This is a genomic window from Sporosarcina sp. Y838, from assembly GCF_056786515.1.
This window is the reverse complement of record NZ_JBXCJD010000028.1, coordinates 1-15,424: the sequence shown is the minus strand read 5'-3', so window position 1 is coordinate 15,424 and position 15,424 is coordinate 1. Positions and strand designations below refer to the sequence as shown.

21 protein-coding genes and 1 pseudogene are annotated in these 15,424 nt (G+C 39.5%); 20 read left to right on the top strand and 2 right to left on the bottom strand.

Going from position 1 to position 15,424, the window contains the following annotated elements; genetic code table 11:
* The first annotated feature begins 23 nt into the window (after positions 1–23).
* The 10 genes from gvpN (at position 24) to AC1TO4_RS18605 (ending at position 6,359) form a co-directional block, all read left to right on the top strand.
* A complete protein-coding gene (gvpN, locus tag AC1TO4_RS18650; protein WP_482106524.1) occupies positions 24–929 on the top strand; it encodes a gas vesicle protein GvpN in 906 nt (301 codons plus the stop codon).
* Between the two features lie 25 nt (positions 930–954).
* On the top strand, positions 955–1,722 hold the full coding sequence (locus tag AC1TO4_RS18645; protein ID WP_482106523.1) for a GvpL/GvpF family gas vesicle protein: 768 nt from the start codon (positions 955–957) through the stop codon (positions 1,720–1,722).
* The gene (locus tag AC1TO4_RS18640) at positions 1,722–1,976 is read left to right on the top strand and encodes a gas vesicle protein GvpG (protein WP_482106522.1); all 255 of its coding nucleotides are present in this window, start codon (positions 1,722–1,724) and stop codon (positions 1,974–1,976) included. Before AC1TO4_RS18645 ends, AC1TO4_RS18640 begins: the two co-directional genes overlap by 1 nt.
* Positions 1,977–1,988: 12 nt before the next feature.
* Entirely contained in the window at positions 1,989–2,795 is an 807-nt protein-coding gene (locus tag AC1TO4_RS18635; RefSeq protein ID WP_482106521.1) for a GvpL/GvpF family gas vesicle protein, read from the top strand.
* A gap of 19 nt (positions 2,796–2,814) precedes the next feature.
* On the top strand, positions 2,815–3,087 hold the full coding sequence (locus tag AC1TO4_RS18630; RefSeq protein ID WP_482106520.1) for a gas vesicle protein: 273 nt from the start codon (positions 2,815–2,817) through the stop codon (positions 3,085–3,087).
* Positions 3,053–3,337, top strand: coding sequence for a gas vesicle protein K (locus AC1TO4_RS18625; RefSeq protein WP_482106519.1), 285 nt, complete (start codon positions 3,053–3,055; stop codon positions 3,335–3,337). Before AC1TO4_RS18630 ends, AC1TO4_RS18625 begins: the two co-directional genes overlap by 35 nt.
* 23 nt (positions 3,338–3,360) lie before the next feature.
* Positions 3,361–3,687 (top strand): gas vesicle protein, encoded by a 327-nt coding sequence (locus AC1TO4_RS18620; RefSeq protein WP_482106518.1) that lies wholly within the window; start codon positions 3,361–3,363, stop codon positions 3,685–3,687.
* A gap of 231 nt (positions 3,688–3,918) precedes the next feature.
* A complete protein-coding gene (locus AC1TO4_RS18615) occupies positions 3,919–5,280 on the top strand; it encodes a hypothetical protein (RefSeq protein ID WP_482106517.1) in 1,362 nt (453 codons plus the stop codon).
* A 5-nt stretch (positions 5,281–5,285) separates the two neighbouring features.
* Complete coding sequence (gene gvpU, locus AC1TO4_RS18610) at positions 5,286–5,690, top strand: gas vesicle accessory protein GvpU (protein WP_482106516.1); 405 nt, start codon at positions 5,286–5,288, stop codon at positions 5,688–5,690.
* 498 nt (positions 5,691–6,188) lie between these two features.
* Positions 6,189–6,359, top strand: coding sequence for a hypothetical protein (locus tag AC1TO4_RS18605; protein ID WP_482106515.1), 171 nt, complete (start codon positions 6,189–6,191; stop codon positions 6,357–6,359).
* 579 nt (positions 6,360–6,938) lie between these two features.
* Here AC1TO4_RS18605 and AC1TO4_RS18600 read toward each other — a convergent pair.
* A complete protein-coding gene (locus AC1TO4_RS18600; protein ID WP_482106514.1) occupies positions 6,939–7,073 on the bottom strand; it encodes a hypothetical protein in 135 nt (44 codons plus the stop codon).
* Complete coding sequence (locus AC1TO4_RS18595) at positions 7,074–7,286, bottom strand: SDR family NAD(P)-dependent oxidoreductase (RefSeq protein WP_482106544.1); 213 nt, start codon at positions 7,284–7,286, stop codon at positions 7,074–7,076.
* A gap of 70 nt (positions 7,287–7,356) precedes the next feature.
* Between AC1TO4_RS18595 and AC1TO4_RS18590 the strand changes: the two genes are divergently transcribed.
* The 10 genes and pseudogenes from AC1TO4_RS18590 to AC1TO4_RS18545 all read left to right on the top strand — a co-directional run.
* The gene (locus tag AC1TO4_RS18590) at positions 7,357–7,995 is read left to right on the top strand and encodes a class I SAM-dependent methyltransferase (RefSeq protein ID WP_482106513.1); all 639 of its coding nucleotides are present in this window, start codon (positions 7,357–7,359) and stop codon (positions 7,993–7,995) included.
* A gap of 12 nt (positions 7,996–8,007) precedes the next feature.
* Positions 8,008–8,478 carry an S-ribosylhomocysteine lyase gene (locus AC1TO4_RS18585; protein ID WP_482106512.1) on the top strand — a complete coding sequence of 157 codons (471 nt, stop codon included), beginning with the start codon at positions 8,008–8,010 and terminating at the stop codon, positions 8,476–8,478.
* Positions 8,478–9,410 carry a PLP-dependent cysteine synthase family protein gene (locus tag AC1TO4_RS18580; protein WP_482106511.1) on the top strand — a complete coding sequence of 311 codons (933 nt, stop codon included), beginning with the start codon at positions 8,478–8,480 and terminating at the stop codon, positions 9,408–9,410. The genes AC1TO4_RS18585 and AC1TO4_RS18580 overlap by 1 nt, the downstream gene beginning before the upstream one ends.
* Before the next feature lie 3 nt (positions 9,411–9,413).
* Positions 9,414–10,547, top strand: coding sequence for a bifunctional cystathionine gamma-lyase/homocysteine desulfhydrase (locus AC1TO4_RS18575; RefSeq protein WP_482106510.1), 1,134 nt, complete (start codon positions 9,414–9,416; stop codon positions 10,545–10,547).
* A 290-nt stretch (positions 10,548–10,837) separates the two neighbouring features.
* Positions 10,838–11,422 (top strand): annotated as a pseudogene (locus AC1TO4_RS18570) (recombinase family protein).
* A 486-nt stretch (positions 11,423–11,908) separates the two neighbouring features.
* Positions 11,909–12,187, top strand: a complete 279-nt coding sequence (locus tag AC1TO4_RS18565; RefSeq protein ID WP_482106509.1) for a hypothetical protein — start codon at positions 11,909–11,911, stop codon at positions 12,185–12,187.
* A 493-nt stretch (positions 12,188–12,680) separates the two neighbouring features.
* The gene (locus tag AC1TO4_RS18560) at positions 12,681–13,286 is read left to right on the top strand and encodes a M15 family metallopeptidase (protein ID WP_482106508.1); all 606 of its coding nucleotides are present in this window, start codon (positions 12,681–12,683) and stop codon (positions 13,284–13,286) included.
* Positions 13,287–13,561: 275 nt separating this feature from the next.
* The gene (locus AC1TO4_RS18555) at positions 13,562–13,714 is read left to right on the top strand and encodes an excalibur calcium-binding domain-containing protein (protein WP_482106543.1); all 153 of its coding nucleotides are present in this window, start codon (positions 13,562–13,564) and stop codon (positions 13,712–13,714) included.
* On the top strand, positions 13,711–13,878 hold the full coding sequence (locus AC1TO4_RS18550) for a DUF3006 family protein (protein WP_482106507.1): 168 nt from the start codon (positions 13,711–13,713) through the stop codon (positions 13,876–13,878). The genes AC1TO4_RS18555 and AC1TO4_RS18550 overlap by 4 nt, the downstream gene beginning before the upstream one ends.
* 126 nt (positions 13,879–14,004) lie before the next feature.
* Positions 14,005–15,424: RNA-guided endonuclease InsQ/TnpB family protein (locus AC1TO4_RS18545; protein WP_482106506.1), on the top strand; the 1,420-nt coding region annotated here is incomplete at its 3' end.

Here is a 15,424-nt window from a genome sequence, read left to right as displayed (position 1 = left end):
TCTTGGAAGTAGGAGGAAACAGAGTGACGGTCTTAAAGGATAAAATCGACAAGAATTCACGGACAATCATTCGCGATGAAAAGACGGAAGAACTGCTTTCCCGTTCGCTGCAGTACATGAAAGCCGGGTATCCCATCCATTTAACAGGCCCATCTGGAGCCGGTAAGACATCTCTTGCTCTTGCACTTGCTAAAAGAAGAAAAAACCCTGTCATGCTCATACACGGCAACCACGAGCTGAACAACAAAGATCTGATAGGCGACTTTACAGGTTATACGAGCAAGAAGGTAGTCGACAATTATATACGGTCCGTCTATAAGCGGGATGAAAACGTGACGGAGACGTGGAGGGATGGACGATTGCTGGAGGCGGTTAAGAATGGATACACGCTGGTTTACGATGAGTTTACACGTTCATTGCCCACTACTAATAACATCTTTCTATCCATTTTGGAGGAAGGTATCCTTCCGTTGTACGGTACCAAATTAACTGAGCCTTTTGTCCGAGTCCATCCTGACTTTGCGGTGATTTTTACTAGCAATCCGGATGAATATGCGGGGGTTTACCAAACGCAGGATGCACTTCTTGACCGGCTTATCACCATTTATATCGATCATAAAGATCATGACCGTGAGGCGGCAATCGTAGCCGATAAAGCCAACATCGATGAAAAGGACGCTACAGCCATTACAGAGTTGGTCGCCAAGCTGCGCAAAGAATGCATAGAAGAAACCGGTCCAAGTCTTCGGGCATCCATCATGATTGCTAGGTTGGCGGCAGAACAAAAAATTAAGATTGATGGATCCAATCCTAATTTTGTACGACTGTGCTTGGACATTCTAGGTCACCAAGTGAGCAGGTGTATCGAATCCGATGAACCGATCAAAACAGCAGAGAGATTAATCAAAAAGGCCTGCAGCAACATGTAACCAAGTAATAAAGGAGGAATTATAAATGAGCCAAGAAGAGCAAAATGGTATCTATATTTTTTGCGGAATCCAGACAGAAACAGACGAAGATTTCGGCACGCTTAATATCGAAGGCGAAACCAAAGAGCTGTTTACCATAAGCTATAAAGATGCATCCATTGTAGCAGCCGAGGTTCCGATGAAAATCTATCATCCGAATAAAGACAATTTACTTATGCACCAAAATGTCGTCTCGCAAGTGATGAAAATGAACGACACCGTGATTCCTGTCAGCTTCGGCAATGTATTCCAGTCCAAGGAAGACGTAGGTGTGTTGCTAGAAAACCTATATCCGCAGTTTGAAAAACTGTTCCCTGCGATAAAGGGGAAGGTGGAGTTAGGTCTAAAAGTAATCGGCAAAAAAGACTGGCTGGAATCACTTGTCGCCGAGAATTCGAAAATCGATAAAATGGCAAAGGCTGTGCAAGGGAAATCTGAAGCAGCCAGCTATTACGAAAGAATTCGGATTGGCGGAGCTGCCCAAAAAATGATCACTTCACTACAACAGGATGTAAAGCAGGAAATCTTCAGCCCATTGACGGAGCTAGCTGAAGCATCCAAGACCAACGACCCGATTGGGGAGAAAATGCTTCTTAATGCAGCCTTCTTAGTAGACCGAGGAAAAGAAGCAGATTTCGATGAAAAAATTAATGAAACATACGAAAAATGGAAGGACAAGGTAGAGTTCAGCTACAGCGGACCCTGGCCTGCATATAATTTCATCAATATCCGTTTAAAAGTTGAGGATGCCTGATGATCCATAAACTGGTTTCCGCTCCAATCAATCTGGTCATCAGAATCGGTGAAAAGGTAAAAGAGGAAGCTGATAAAGAGCTTTACGACCTTCCGACAATCCAGAAAAAGCTAATCCAGCTTCAAATGATGTATGAACTTGAGGAGATACCAGAAGAGGTATATAAAGAAAAAGAAGAAGATTTGATCCTACGATATGAAATGGCAAAACGAATGGAAATGCAGCAATGGGAAGAGATGACAAAGAAGAAATGAGGAAAGGTAAAGATGGACAGTCTAATTTACTTATATGGATTGATACCGACAGAGGAAGTAAGCAAACAACAGATACCTTCTAATAAAGACTTCGATGGAAAAGGCCACATGTACACCCTCACTATAGGCAAGGCAACTGCCGTTGTCTGCGACCTTGATGCTGAACAGTACTCGGAAGAAAGTATTAAGGAACAAATTAACAATGACATGGAGTGGCTCCAGGAAAAGGCTTTTCACCATCACGAAACTGTCATGATGCTCTCAAAGATGTACACGATAGTACCCCTGAAGTTTTGTACGCTGTTTAAAAACCAGGCAAGTTTGGAAAACACAGTACAGACCAAGGAAGCGCACTTATTTGATACATTTGCCTCGATTCACGGAAACGAGGAGTGGAATTTGAAAATATACTGCGATGATCAATTGCTAAAAGAACAGGTGAGTGAGAGCAATCCGACCATTGCAGCAAGAAGAGAAGAAATAAGCCAACTTTCTAAAGGAAAGCAATTTTTCGAGAAGAAAAAGCTAGACAAACTGATTGAATCCGAGCTGGAAGAAGAAAAAAACAGAATTAGTGAAAACATTCATGGACATCTAAGCGAAATTGCGCTAAAAGGAAATGTCAAAAAAACTTGGAGCAATGACGTAACGGGAAGAAAGGATGAGATGACCTGGAATAGCGTCTATCTGATTCCCGCAGCAGATGTAGAAAACTTTTTAGGACAGATCCAGCAATATGAAAAGGACATGAAGGGAATGGGATGGCAGTTTGAAGCAACTGGGCCATGGCCAGCCTACCACTTTTCTAACTTTTCATAAGTGAGGATGAGATGAAACTATGGCATTAAGAGAATCGATGGAAAACAAGGATATAGCGCTCATTGATATTTTGGATGTCATCCTAGATAAAGGTGTTGCGATCAAGGCGGATTTAGTGATTTCCATTGCTGGCGTAGATCTTGTGTATTTGGATTTGAGAGTATTGATCGCTTCAGTGGAATCTCTCGTACAGGCCCAAGCGGACCATAAAACCGTATCTTCAGAACAATTTGAAAGACAGAGGGAGGCATTGACTGATGCTACCGGCCAACCAAACAAGTGGAAAGATTAATTTAGACCCTGATAATGCGGAGCATGGATTGGCGCAATTGGTGCTGACCGTAATTGAGCTATTACGACAAATAGTGGAAAGGCACGCTATTCGGCGGGTCGAAGGCGGAACGCTGACGGATCAGCAAATTGAGGACTTAGGCGAAGCATTGATGAATTTGGAAGAGAAAATGGAAGAGCTAAAAGAAATATTCGGTCTGGATGCCGAAGACTTGAATATTGACCTGGGTCCTTTAGGAAGCTTGCTTTAATACAAACACAAGGAGGACTTTAAATGGAACATTCCATGCAATCCAGCACGATTGTAGACGTACTTGAGAAGATACTGGATAAAGGAGTGGTGATTGCAGGAGACATTACAATCGGCGTTGCGGATGTAGAACTGCTCACCATCAAAATTAGGCTGATTGTTGCTTCGGTCGACAAAGCAAAAGAGATCGGCATGGACTGGTGGGAAACCGATCCCTATTTATCTTCCAAAGCGGTTGATAGCAATACGAAAGCTCTAGAGGAAGAGAACCGGAAGCTCCACGAAAGGCTCGAAACTCTCGAAAAGAGTATATCAGCCAACGGACAGAAATCTAGTGTTTTCAACTATTAAACGATAACTAATCTAATTACAATTATAAAAATAAGAAAGTGGTGACTAGCTCCTAATTGCTACACAAGCTACGTCCATAAAGAATATATAGCCATATCCTTGGTACTTAGCAAGCAATAGGGGCGTGAAGAATGTGACCAACAAGTATGTGGTTCCGGCACGTTCGGCAAGCGCAATGAATGAAATATAAGCAACAATTATATAAGCGATACTAAAATAGGAGGAAACAACATGACTGAGACAATCTTGAAGGAAAATCAAACTGAAGGAAATAAAAAAGGCAATCTTAAACGATCACTAGCAGGAGGCCTGATCGGTGCAACCGTCGGATACCTGGCTACTCCTGAAAATGGTCAAAAGCTAAGCGACAAGGGTTTGGACTTGGGACATGCAGTGAAAGACAGCTCGAAGAAAGCCGTCAATTCCATTAAGAATAATGCATCCAAGCTGTTTTCAAAAGAAGGCGGGAATACATCCGACGATCATGAGCCATCCAACAATGCTTCTGAATTAAACAATGTACAGGATTCCTCTCAAAAAAATAAAAGCATTTCAGGTCGTCTAGACCGTCTGGAAGGTTTGCTTGCCAAACTATCAGAAGGAAAGAATGGACAAAATAATCCAACTGCAGAGGCAAATAAAACTTCGAATGAATCGGAAAGCTTATCCAACCAAAGCTATTCACAAGATTCTGCCGTGGACAATCAAGAGGAAGATAAAAGCAAATATGACAGCAAAGAGTCTGGCTCTGTTTTACAAAATCCCTTAAAGGACGATTCAACAGATACAGAACAGCAAGAAAACGGTGAAGAAGAGCAGGAAGAGACTCAATATGAAGATAAAGATAAAGATAAAGATCAAGATAACGAGGGGGAATCCAAGGCAGATGATCAATCAACTAACCAGGAATATGAAACTTTAAAAGCAGAAAATGAACAACTTCAGGATCGCCTGGGCAAAATAGAAGAGCTACTAGTAAAACTAGCTGAAGACAAAAATGGTCAAAGCCATGACTCGACAGAGGAAGAAGACCAGAACGAAGAAGAGAGCTCTGATGAGGACCAGGATCTAGATAGCAACAAAGGAAATGATGAGGCAACGGCTAGCAAGGATGAAAGTGATGAAAAGCAGGATGAATCCGCTGAAGAATCTGCTAACTTGGATGAAGAAAACGATGAAACGGAAGCTTTAGGTTACGACCAGGAAGATGAAGAAACCGAATATGACGATAACTCGGAGTCTTCTGAAAAGGAAGAACTTGAAGAACCAAAAAAAACTCAAGATTCCGAGGTTGAAACGGAAGATGAACAGGAAGACGATGAGGAAAATGAAGAAGACAAGCAGAATCAGGACGAAGACGCGAGCGAAGAAAATGGGGAACATGACGAGTTAGAAGAAGGAACGCCGAATAAAGATCAAAAAACAAACAGCAGCACTCGTTCGGATGCTAAATCTGAAAAAGCTTCCAAGCAGAAATCAGAAAAAAAAAACGAATCCCAGAAAACAAACACAAAAAGTAAGGGAAAAACGTACAATGTAAACTCCGAAGATGAGGAATCCTATCTGCTTTTGGACGGATTAAGAAGGGAGTAGTAAAAATGAGTAATAGTTCTGGACATAATAAAGATAATATACTTGAGTTTTTGGTGCAAGCAGCGAATAAGCACGACTTCAACTTGGATATCACATTAAATGTTAAAGGAGCTGTCATTACCGGTACAATGGTATCGGCAAAGGAATACTTTAGCACCTTGAGCGGTACTCTCGAAGATGGAAATGACATTGCCCAGATGCTGAGTGAACAGCTGGATCAGGCTGGTGAGATTGCCCAGAAAAGCGATGATACCGGGGCGGATTTTCTCCATATGAAAGACACCAAGGTATATTGCGGCGACAGCAAGCCAACTCCTTCAAAGGGACAAATTCTTTGGCGCGGCAAATTAAGCGAGATTGATGGTTTCTTTTTAGGGAGAATATTAGATGGCAGCGGCCAGGAGACATAATTGTTGATAAAAATGTCAAATGTCCCCGTATCTACAGCGTTTGTGGAGGAAGTCATTTCAATACAAAAACTGTAGGAGTTCCATCCTAGGTTTTTAAATCGAGTTTTCTTTTCAATGTATCTATTTCAAATTGGTGGAACTTGCATAAAAACTCTGTTTCAATTATTGGGCCATTAATTATTACGTTTGCAGTTGGATTAGCAGTTTATCAATTTACGAGTATAGACAATGTTATTACAAATAATAATATGATGAATCTAATCGATGAATATAAACAGATATATTATAAATTGAGTATCTGTTTGATAGTTATAATAATATTTTTGACTCTTTCAAGTAAGATTCAGTTGATAAATGTATTGAATCTTGTAATAGAGTCAAAAGGAAAAACTAATTTGTAATAGTCCCCCAGGCCAACCAGAGGACAACGATTGATTACAGCGTTGCGCTGTGTCATTTGTTGACCTCTTTTTTATTTCAAAATAGGGAGTGAGGGAAATGAAGTCGTTGCGAATTGAACTGATTGAAAAAGGGATTTCTGATGCTCGTGCAGGCGGGGTAAAGCAGAACGGTAGTAAGGCTAAGGGCAAACCAGATAGGCTGTCTGATAGGGAATTGGCTGAATTGATAGGGGCAAACCGACTCGCATATGAAGGAGAAGCAGATTGAGCAGTTGTTGAAGGGTTATCACTGAATAATCAATTCGGCAAAAATCATTCGCGAGGGCTTGGTAGCCCTCCTATTTCTCTTTTTATTACTTTTTACAGCTCCCTATCACCAGATCGAAGATATGATGCCTGTCCGTTAATAAAAAGTAATAATAATTATTAACTGCTTTATTTCAGTACATAGAAAAAACAGCCACCTTCTATATAAGAGGGTTTTTTCTGTCTAAAAGCTTAGGTATACTGAAGATAAATATCAGGAAATCAAAGTCTTAGTTGGAACAGGAAATACTGGTCGTCCATGACAGGAGTGTTTTCAATGAACACCAACGTAGATTATTAGAAGCGAATCCTAATGTAAACTCAGTTTCAGATCGGGGCGCGATTGTTGAAGAAGCGTCTCTGTTCTTATTAAACTAACGAGTGCTTTAGTCAAACAAGACCATCATTTCGATGGTCTATTTTTCGTCCAAAACACTAGAATAACTGAAATCCCAATATCTCAATATAATGTTGAGATATTGGGATTTTTTATATTTTCTTATAGTGCAAAATAGCACTTCAAACAGGTGCAATTTAACGATTAAAGTGACACAGTAGCATTAACAATGTTAATTTTATTCCATTCTTCTAATGTAACATCAATAAGTGCTTCAACTTTACCACCTAGTCCAGCATTATTAACAAGAATAGATATTTCTCCAAATTTATTTTTCACTTATTCTACTACATTAATCCAATCTTCTTCGCTAGCCACGTTATGCTTCACTGCAATAACAACATCTCCGAATTCAGTATTGATGTTGTCTACCACTGTTTTTAACTTATCTTCTTGCAAGTCCGTTGCCACTACTTTTGCACCTTCACGAGCAAATAGTTTAGCCGTAATTTCTCCCATACCACTTCCTGCACCATTTTGGGTTTGTGGAATAAAAATTGATATTTCGCCTAAATCTTAGTAAATACCTTGGAATAATATACTTTTAAAAAGGAGTTTTATTATGGGACGTGAATTTATAGATATTTTTGATGAATGGGTTCACTCGTATGACTCATCAGTAGCTGGGGAGGATCCTGAATACCGCGATGTATTCGAAGGCTATGACGAGATTCTAAATGCTGTCACAAGCAAAGTTGTTGGAACTATTCTTGAATTCGGTACAGGGACGGGAAATCTGACAGCAAAATTAATTGATGCCGGTTATCAAGTGATTGGCATTGAGCCGAACATTGCGATGCGGAGAATAACGGCAGATCGTTTTCCTTTAATTGAAATCAAAGACGGAGATCTAGTAGATTTTGAAACTGGAAGCATGTCAATCGATTCAATTGCAAGTTCATATGTATTTCATCATTTAACTGACGAAGAAAAAGGAATTGCGCTGAAGAAGTATGCCCAGCTGCTACCGAAAAACGGGAAAATTGTTTTTGCGGATACCGCTTTTATTACGGAAGATGCAAAGCAGGCTCAGATTGATAAGGAACGGGCAAGAAACTTTAATGATGTTGCGAACGATTTAGAACGTGAATATTACACAACACTGCCTGTATTGATGAAACTATTTCTAGAAGCTGGGTTCGAAGTGACATTTAGCCAATTGAACGATTTTGTTTGGCTAATGGACGCTACTAAACGATAAGGGGAGAGCATGATGAGGAAACTGAATGTTGAGAGCTTTAACTTAGATCATACGAAAGTTGCTGCTCCGTATGTTCGTTTAGCAGGGAAGAAACAGGGAATTCAAGGTGATGAAGTGTATAAGTACGATTTACGTTTCACACAGCCTAACAAACAGATTATGAAAATGGATGCACTACATTCCATCGAGCATTTTATGGCAGAGAACATTCGGAATCATTCGGATAAAGTTGTCGATCTTAGTCCGATGGGCTGCCATACCGGCTTTTATTTATCTGTCATCAATCATAATGATTACGAAGATATTATTGTCATTTTAGAAAAGACAATACAGGATGTCCTAGTGGCAACCGAGGTACCGGCGTGTAATGAAGTGCAGTGTGGATGGGCCGCCAATCATAGCTTAGAAGGTGCCAAGGAGTTAGCAGAAAATATGCTCGAGAAAAAAGATGAATGGCACCAAGTATACAAAGAGGAAGCGTGATGAAAGTTTACGGCAGTGTACAGGATTTAGTCGGAAACACGCCGATTGTTGAGATTAGCCATATTTACATTCCTAATAATTGCCGGATATTTGCTAAGCTAGAGTATCTAAATCCGGGGGGGAGCGTAAAGGATCGACTCGGGTTATCACTAATTGAGGACGCAAAGGAATCGGGATACTTGTTGCCAGGTGGAACAATTATAGAACCAACGGCAGGAAATACGGGTATCGGTTTGGCTCTTGCTGCGATAGGCAAAGGTTATCATGTGATATTTGTCGTACCGGAGAAGTTTAGTTTAGAAAAACAAACACTTATGCGCGCTCTTGGCGCTGAAATAGTCAATACGAAAACTGAACTAGGTATGAGTGGCGCGATCGAGAAAGCGAAAGAACTTGTTTTAAAGACCCCTGGCGCTTTTTCACCTTCTCAGTTCTCAAATTCGGCAAATCCGGCGACATATATGAAGACGCTTGGACCTGAATTATGGCGTGATTTAGATGGGGAAATAGACGTCTTTGTTGCAGGTGCGGGGTCTGGTGGTACATTTATGGGGACTTCGCAGTTTTTGAAAGGGCACAACCCGAGTGTGAAAACAGTTGTCGTGGAACCTGAAGGCTCTATAATCAACGGCGGTGTAGTAGGATCCCATGTAACGGAAGGAATCGGAATGGAGTTTTTACCAAGCTATATGGACCTTTCGTATTTTGATGCCATTCATACAGTGAAGGATGAGGACGCGTTTACACAATTGCGTTCATTGGCGAAGAATGAGGGGTTACTTGTTGGAAGTTCTTCTGGTGCTGCATTCTACGGTGCTTTATGTGAGGCTGAAACTGTGAAAGCAGGAAGCCATATTGTTACTATTTTTCCCGATTCAAGCGAGCGTTATTTAAGTCAGAACATATATGATCTATTTAAAAGGAGAGAATAATTCATGCGTGCAAAAACGAAATTAATCCACGGCGGTATTGTTGGAGATACAACTACCGGCGCTGTTTCGACACCTATATACCAAGTAAGTACGTACAAACAACAGTCAGTCGGTCAATTTAACGGCTATGAATATTCACGTACAGGTAACCCAACTCGCCATGCGCTAGAAGTATTAATTAGCGATTTGGAAGGCGGAAAAGCGGGCTTTGCTTTTGGGTCCGGGATGGCAGCGTTTAGTTCGGTTATGATGTTGTTTAGCAAAGGTGACCATGTTGTTCTAACGGACGACGTATATGGTGGAACATACCGTGTCATTACGAAAGTGTTAAATCGTTTTGGCATCACGGCAACATTCGTTGATTCTAGTGATGTCTCAAAAGTAGAGGAGGCAATTGAAGAAAATACAAAAGCGATTGTCTTGGAATCCCCAACGAATCCGCTGTTAAAAATAACGGACATTGAAGCTGTTACTAAACTTGCAAGAGAAAAGGGATTGCTCACAATTGTCGATAATACGTTTATGACACCGTATTTTCAACAACCAATCGCTCAAGGCGCAGATATTGTATTGCATAGTGCCACGAAGTATATCGGAGGTCATAGTGACGTCGTAGCTGGACTTGTCGTTGTAGCGACAGAGAAGCTTGCAGAGGATTTACACTTCATTCAAAACTCGGTTGGTGCTATCCTTGGACCACAGGATGCATGGTTATTGATTCGCGGTATAAAAACTCTTGGGCTTCGTATGGAAGTGCATAATGAGAATGCACAGAAAATCGCGGAGTTTTTAGAAGGGCATGAAGTAGTGGGGAAAGTGTATTATCCGGGACTTAAAACACATCCGGGTCGGGAATTGATGACAAGGCAGGCGACCGGCTTCGGAGGGATGATTTCGTTCGATATTGGAAGCGAACAAAATGCCGATGAGCTGCTTGCGAAATTGCGCTACTTTACGCTCGCAGAAAGTTTAGGAGCAGTTGAAAGTCTGATTTCTATTCCTGCACGAATGACACATGCGTCGATTCCGCGTGAACGGAGATTACAACTAGGTATCACAGACGGTCTCGTTCGCATTTCGGTTGGTATTGAAGATGTGGAAGATTTACTTGAAGACTTGGCAAAAGCGTTAGTGTAAGAGTACGAAAAGCTATTCACATTCATCGTGAATAGCTATTTTGCATTCATATAAAAAAGAAATCCCCAAATTTCATACAGAAAAATTACACAATCTTGCTTTAACGTAGAGTAAAGTTTACATATGACGGATTAGCGGAAGTTTTATATGCGAAGCCAAGAATTCGAAAGACCAGTGACCTCTTTCTTTAAGGTTGCTGGTTTTTAAAATTTTATGCAAAATAAAACTTGAATTGGTGCAATTTATCTCTAAAAGTGACAACAGAGTTGTGCATTGAAGGGGCTGATTTTATGGCGAAAGTAGGTTATGCGAGAGTAAGTAGTAAAGAACAAAATTTGGACCGACAGATTGAAGCGTTAGAGGACGTTTCCAAATTATTTACTGACAAAATAAGTGGAGAGTCTACCGATCGCCCTCAATTAAAAACCATGCTGAACTATATCAGAGAAGGCGATATTGTCGTGGTTACAGAACTTGATCGACTAGGAAGAAACAACGAAGATTTAACGGACCTAATGAATATCATTCAGCAGAAGGGAGCGACACTAGAAGTCCTTAACCTTCCTTCTTTGAAAGGTATCGAGGACGTTAATTTAAGGCGACTAATCAATAATCTAATGATTTAAATATACAAATATTAAGCCGAGAGTGATAGACAGCGCATCAAAGAAAGACAAGCCCAAGGCATTACTATCGCTAAAAAGAAAGGGAAATTTAAAGGGGGGAAGCTGAAATGTAAAGAAAACGATCCTAAGCTGCTGCACGCTTTTAAATTATATCTTGATGGAGAAACTGAAAAAGATATTGAGCGAATCACAGGTATTAACCGCAGGACGTTTAGAAGATACAGAGACAAATATGATATAAACAGGTAAAAGATGAGGAATACGAAAATGGAATGAAGTATTAAATAACGATTGATAAAACCGACCAGAGGTATGTTGCGCACCCCAAAAGTTAGAGTTGAAATCTAACTTTTGGGGTGTTTTATTATGACTAAATATAGCAATGAGTATAAGTTGATGGTGAAAGAGTATCTAGATGGTCCACTTGGTTTAAAGTTGCAAGTGCGTATTATCACCAGAAATAAATGATACTCGTGATTTTGTACGTGCTAAAGATGTTTTGTTGAATATCGTACGTGATGTTAATGAGGTGTATTAACGATATCTAGAACATTACGAGCAGTGTTTAAAGGGGCACAAGGTAAGGTTGTAGAGCGTCGGTATAATATGAAGGTTAGTGCATTAACTCTGGAGGAAAAGACCCGAAACGTGCGTCCAGCGCCTTATTTGGTTAGAGCAACGTGATAGTCGTCCACAATATAGGAGTAGTAAACATACTATTGATAATTGGTTATTATGGTAAATAAAACGGCCACCTTCTATATAAAAGAAATGGCGGTTTTAAACTTAGACTTAGACGTCCACACCTCCACACCTCTATTCATTGAAATGATGATTGTATTATTGATCATCTCGGTTCTCATTCTCATTGCCATTCCAAATGACACAAAACACTCTAATTCAATTGATGAAAAAGGCTGCGCTGCTTACATTAATACAATTAGAGAGAAAATCACCCATTTGGAAACCCAGTGGTATCAAAGGTTTGAGTGGGGTGGTGAAAAGGTCAATTGATTTGCCCTTTTATTTTCTGATGTGCATGAGGGGACTCTCACTCATGACAACTTATCTATAAAATTATGCACACTTCACAAACAAAAATGATTTAGACAAAGCTTCTAATCAGCATATCTCAGCCAATTGGAATCAGCTTAACAAAACTGATAGGGCAGTTTTAGATATGATCCGTAGATATTCCGTAAAATATGGAGCAGCACACTTGAAGCATATTACTATCTCAAATTCATTGGGAAAGTCAGTCTCTACTATGATGTAATAGGTAAAGTTTCATCAACGCCACTAACACCATTGACACCAGCTACTCCGATTGACGAGAAGTCGTAGTGGAAGATAAGGAAGAAGTCGTGAAAGAAGATGTTGATAAACCCTCTTTACCAGTATGGTAGTTTACCTTTATGCGACTAAGTTCGTGCAATTATTGTCCTTTTCATGTTAAGTTAAATATAGATTTTGTCGAAAATCGTTAAGAAGGAGTGGATAACAACTTGTGAAGAAATTACTGAAATTAATGCTGTTATTCCTCTTTGCATTTGTCGCCTATCAATCTTTCTTATTAAAGGGGAATTATGGATTATCGGACCAGGTTGAATACGAAGTAAATACAGAAACTCTACCAACTGAACTACACCCCATTGTAGCTGAGAAAGTGGGGATTTTATTAGAAAAAACAGCAGAAAGAGAGATTGCAATCCTAATCACAGATGATTATCGTTCGTTTGAGGAGCAAGACAAGCTTTATGATAAGGGCAGAAGAACTCCCGGAAAAGTAGTTACTCATTCGGAGGGAGGCGAATCCTATCACAACTTTGGCCTTGCAGTCGATTTTGCTCTTCAGCTTAAGAATGGTAATGTGATCTGGGATACTGAATATGATGGGAACGGAAATGGTCAATCAGACTGGTTTGAGGTTGCAGAAATTGCAAAGGAGCTGGGCTTTCAATGGGGAGGAGACTGGCACGGCTTTAAAGATTATCCTCATCTTCAGATGGATTTTGGCTTAACCATTAACAATCTGCAAGAAGGAAAACGTCCCAAAACACCCCAGCTAATAACAGAGGGCACTGAAAAACGTTCGGTTTTTAACGAATCTTAATAGCCATACCAAAAATAGACGACTTTTAAATTTTTTATGCCTAAAAATAACGATTGCTGAATTGTTCTTCCTTGAATTTCACAATTTCCATGTTACGTTTCACCGTTTTTTTTCTGTATTGTCGTAAAAATAGTCCCTCTTATTATTAGTCTGCAACAACCGCACTTGCCCTCGGTGGACATCATTTCCGGTCATCCTGTAAAATCTTTCTTCTATAGAGGTAGAGAAATTCCGAATGATTATTGATGGAACTCAAAATATAATGGTGTAGTTCAATTGAATCCTCGAATCCCTTATCTATCAAAGCTCCATTAATTTTTAAAACCTGTACAAAATTAAAGACAGTACATTCTATCGGCGTCCCATATGGTCATGCTGCATACCAGTCGAAAATGGATCGTGACAAGGATGGGTGGGCTTGCGAATGACAAAAGTAAAATACACACTTGATAGAACCGAAGATGGTCAGTATGTGTTTCTGGAATATCCTAACGAAGAAAATCAGTTACTCATTCCAAAGAATGAAGTCCCAGCCGAAGTTACGGAAGGTGACATCGTATTAATCAGCAACGAGGATTCAGTTTATGATTAAGCCAAGTGCACCCGTGACTTCAGTCGTGGGATGAATTGGCTTTCTTTTTTTGTTCTAAAGTGACACCACGAGACAAACGTGCGTTCTGTTTGGTAGAATATTCTTAAAGAAGGCAGGTGAAAAACTATGGAGCCGAATAAAGAATATCGAACTTTTCAAATCAATATTAAAAATGGCCATAAAATATATTCTTATTTCGATGAACTTTGTCTAAATAGTAATAACCTATATAACACGACAAACTTCTTTATCAGGCAAGTTTATACTACTTTAAACAATGAAGGTGTATTACAACCTTTACAACAAGAAGTAATAAAAATAATTCTTGATAACATCAATAAAATGAATGTCAATCAACAAAAAGCTTATCTAAAAAAATTAGAAAAAGAACAAATGAAACCAAGAGACGAACAAAAAGAAATAAAGGTAAATCTATTTGAGTTGCCTTCAAAAGAAAAGTCTTTCTTAGGTTACAATTTTCTGGATTGTTTATTTAAAACAATTAAACAAAAAGACTATTATTCATTACCAGGTCAGATAAATCAACAGGTTCTTAGAAATGTCGTGCAAAATTGGATTAGTTTTTTCGCAAGTTTGAAAGACTTTAAAAAGAATCCAGAAAAGTATACGGCTGGACCTTCTATTCCTGGTTACCTACCTAAAGGAGGCAGGAAAGAATCAACTCTTTCGAATCAGATTTGCAAAATTAAAGACGGTAAATATCTAAGCTTCCCAAAAACTAAAAGAAAAATAAATATTGGTAAGTTAGCAAATTTCAACGGTAAGTTTCAACAAGTGAGAATCATACCCAAGCACAATTGTTTTACTGTTGAATTAGTGTTTTTAATCGAGACGAAAAAACAATTATCCGCCAAAATGGAACGATGCATGAGCATTGATTTAGGACTTGATAATGTTGCAGCGTTAGTTTTTAATACAGAGCACGTCCCAGTCCTATTTAAAGGCGGTAAAGTTAAATCGATCAATCAATGGTACAACAAAATGCGTGCTTATTACTACGCGGCTCTTCGTAACGGACAAAAATCAAAAGAAGGGAACTTCCATTCTAAGAAGTTAGTGAAATTAGATTCCGCAAGACACAGACAAATCAAAGACTTTTTCCATAAAGTTAGTTTCAATATCGTGAAAATAGCCGTGGAAAGAAACATTGATGCAATTGTTATTGGCAAGAATGTGGGTTGGAAACAAAAAATAGAATTAGGGAAAAGAATCAATCAAAACTTTGTCCAAGTACCACACTCATTGCTAATAGAATTAATCACTTACAAAGCGAATGCCGAGGGTATTTCAGTAATTGTAACTGAAGAAAGCTACACATCTCAGGCGAGTTTTGTAGATGAAGACATTATTCCGACCTACAAATCGGGGAATAATACAAATCACATTTTCAGTGGAAAACGATTAAAACGCGGACTTTACCGTACAAATAGTAAAACATTAATAAATGCAGATGTGAATGGTGCAGCAAACATCCTAAGAAAAGTAGTGCCGAAAGCATTCGCTAACGGTATAGCGGCTGTGTGTT

Excerpts from the sequence above, each read along its gene's own strand:
- AC1TO4_RS18640 (WP_482106522.1), top strand. The coding sequence starts at position 1,722 with ATGATCCATAAACTGGTTTCCGCTCCAATCAATCTGGTCATCAGAATC.
- AC1TO4_RS18620 (WP_482106518.1), top strand. The coding sequence starts at position 3,361 with ATGGAACATTCCATGCAATCCAGCACGATTGTAGACGTACTTGAGAAG.
- AC1TO4_RS18575 (WP_482106510.1), top strand. The coding sequence starts at position 9,414 with ATGCGTGCAAAAACGAAATTAATCCACGGCGGTATTGTTGGAGATACA.
- AC1TO4_RS18605 (WP_482106515.1), top strand. The coding sequence starts at position 6,189 with ATGAAGTCGTTGCGAATTGAACTGATTGAAAAAGGGATTTCTGATGCT.
- AC1TO4_RS18580 (WP_482106511.1), top strand. The coding sequence starts at position 8,478 with ATGAAAGTTTACGGCAGTGTACAGGATTTAGTCGGAAACACGCCGATT.
- AC1TO4_RS18635 (WP_482106521.1), top strand. The coding sequence starts at position 1,989 with ATGGACAGTCTAATTTACTTATATGGATTGATACCGACAGAGGAAGTA.
- gvpU (WP_482106516.1), top strand. The coding sequence starts at position 5,286 with ATGAGTAATAGTTCTGGACATAATAAAGATAATATACTTGAGTTTTTG.
- AC1TO4_RS18550 (WP_482106507.1), top strand. The coding sequence starts at position 13,711 with ATGACAAAAGTAAAATACACACTTGATAGAACCGAAGATGGTCAGTAT.
- AC1TO4_RS18585 (WP_482106512.1), top strand. The coding sequence starts at position 8,008 with ATGAGGAAACTGAATGTTGAGAGCTTTAACTTAGATCATACGAAAGTT.
- AC1TO4_RS18645 (WP_482106523.1), top strand. The coding sequence starts at position 955 with ATGAGCCAAGAAGAGCAAAATGGTATCTATATTTTTTGCGGAATCCAG.
- AC1TO4_RS18625 (WP_482106519.1), top strand. The coding sequence starts at position 3,053 with ATGCTACCGGCCAACCAAACAAGTGGAAAGATTAATTTAGACCCTGAT.
- AC1TO4_RS18590 (WP_482106513.1), top strand. The coding sequence starts at position 7,357 with ATGGGACGTGAATTTATAGATATTTTTGATGAATGGGTTCACTCGTAT.
- AC1TO4_RS18565 (WP_482106509.1), top strand. The coding sequence starts at position 11,909 with ATGGTAAATAAAACGGCCACCTTCTATATAAAAGAAATGGCGGTTTTA.
- AC1TO4_RS18630 (WP_482106520.1), top strand. The coding sequence starts at position 2,815 with ATGGCATTAAGAGAATCGATGGAAAACAAGGATATAGCGCTCATTGAT.
- AC1TO4_RS18615 (WP_482106517.1), top strand. The coding sequence starts at position 3,919 with ATGACTGAGACAATCTTGAAGGAAAATCAAACTGAAGGAAATAAAAAA.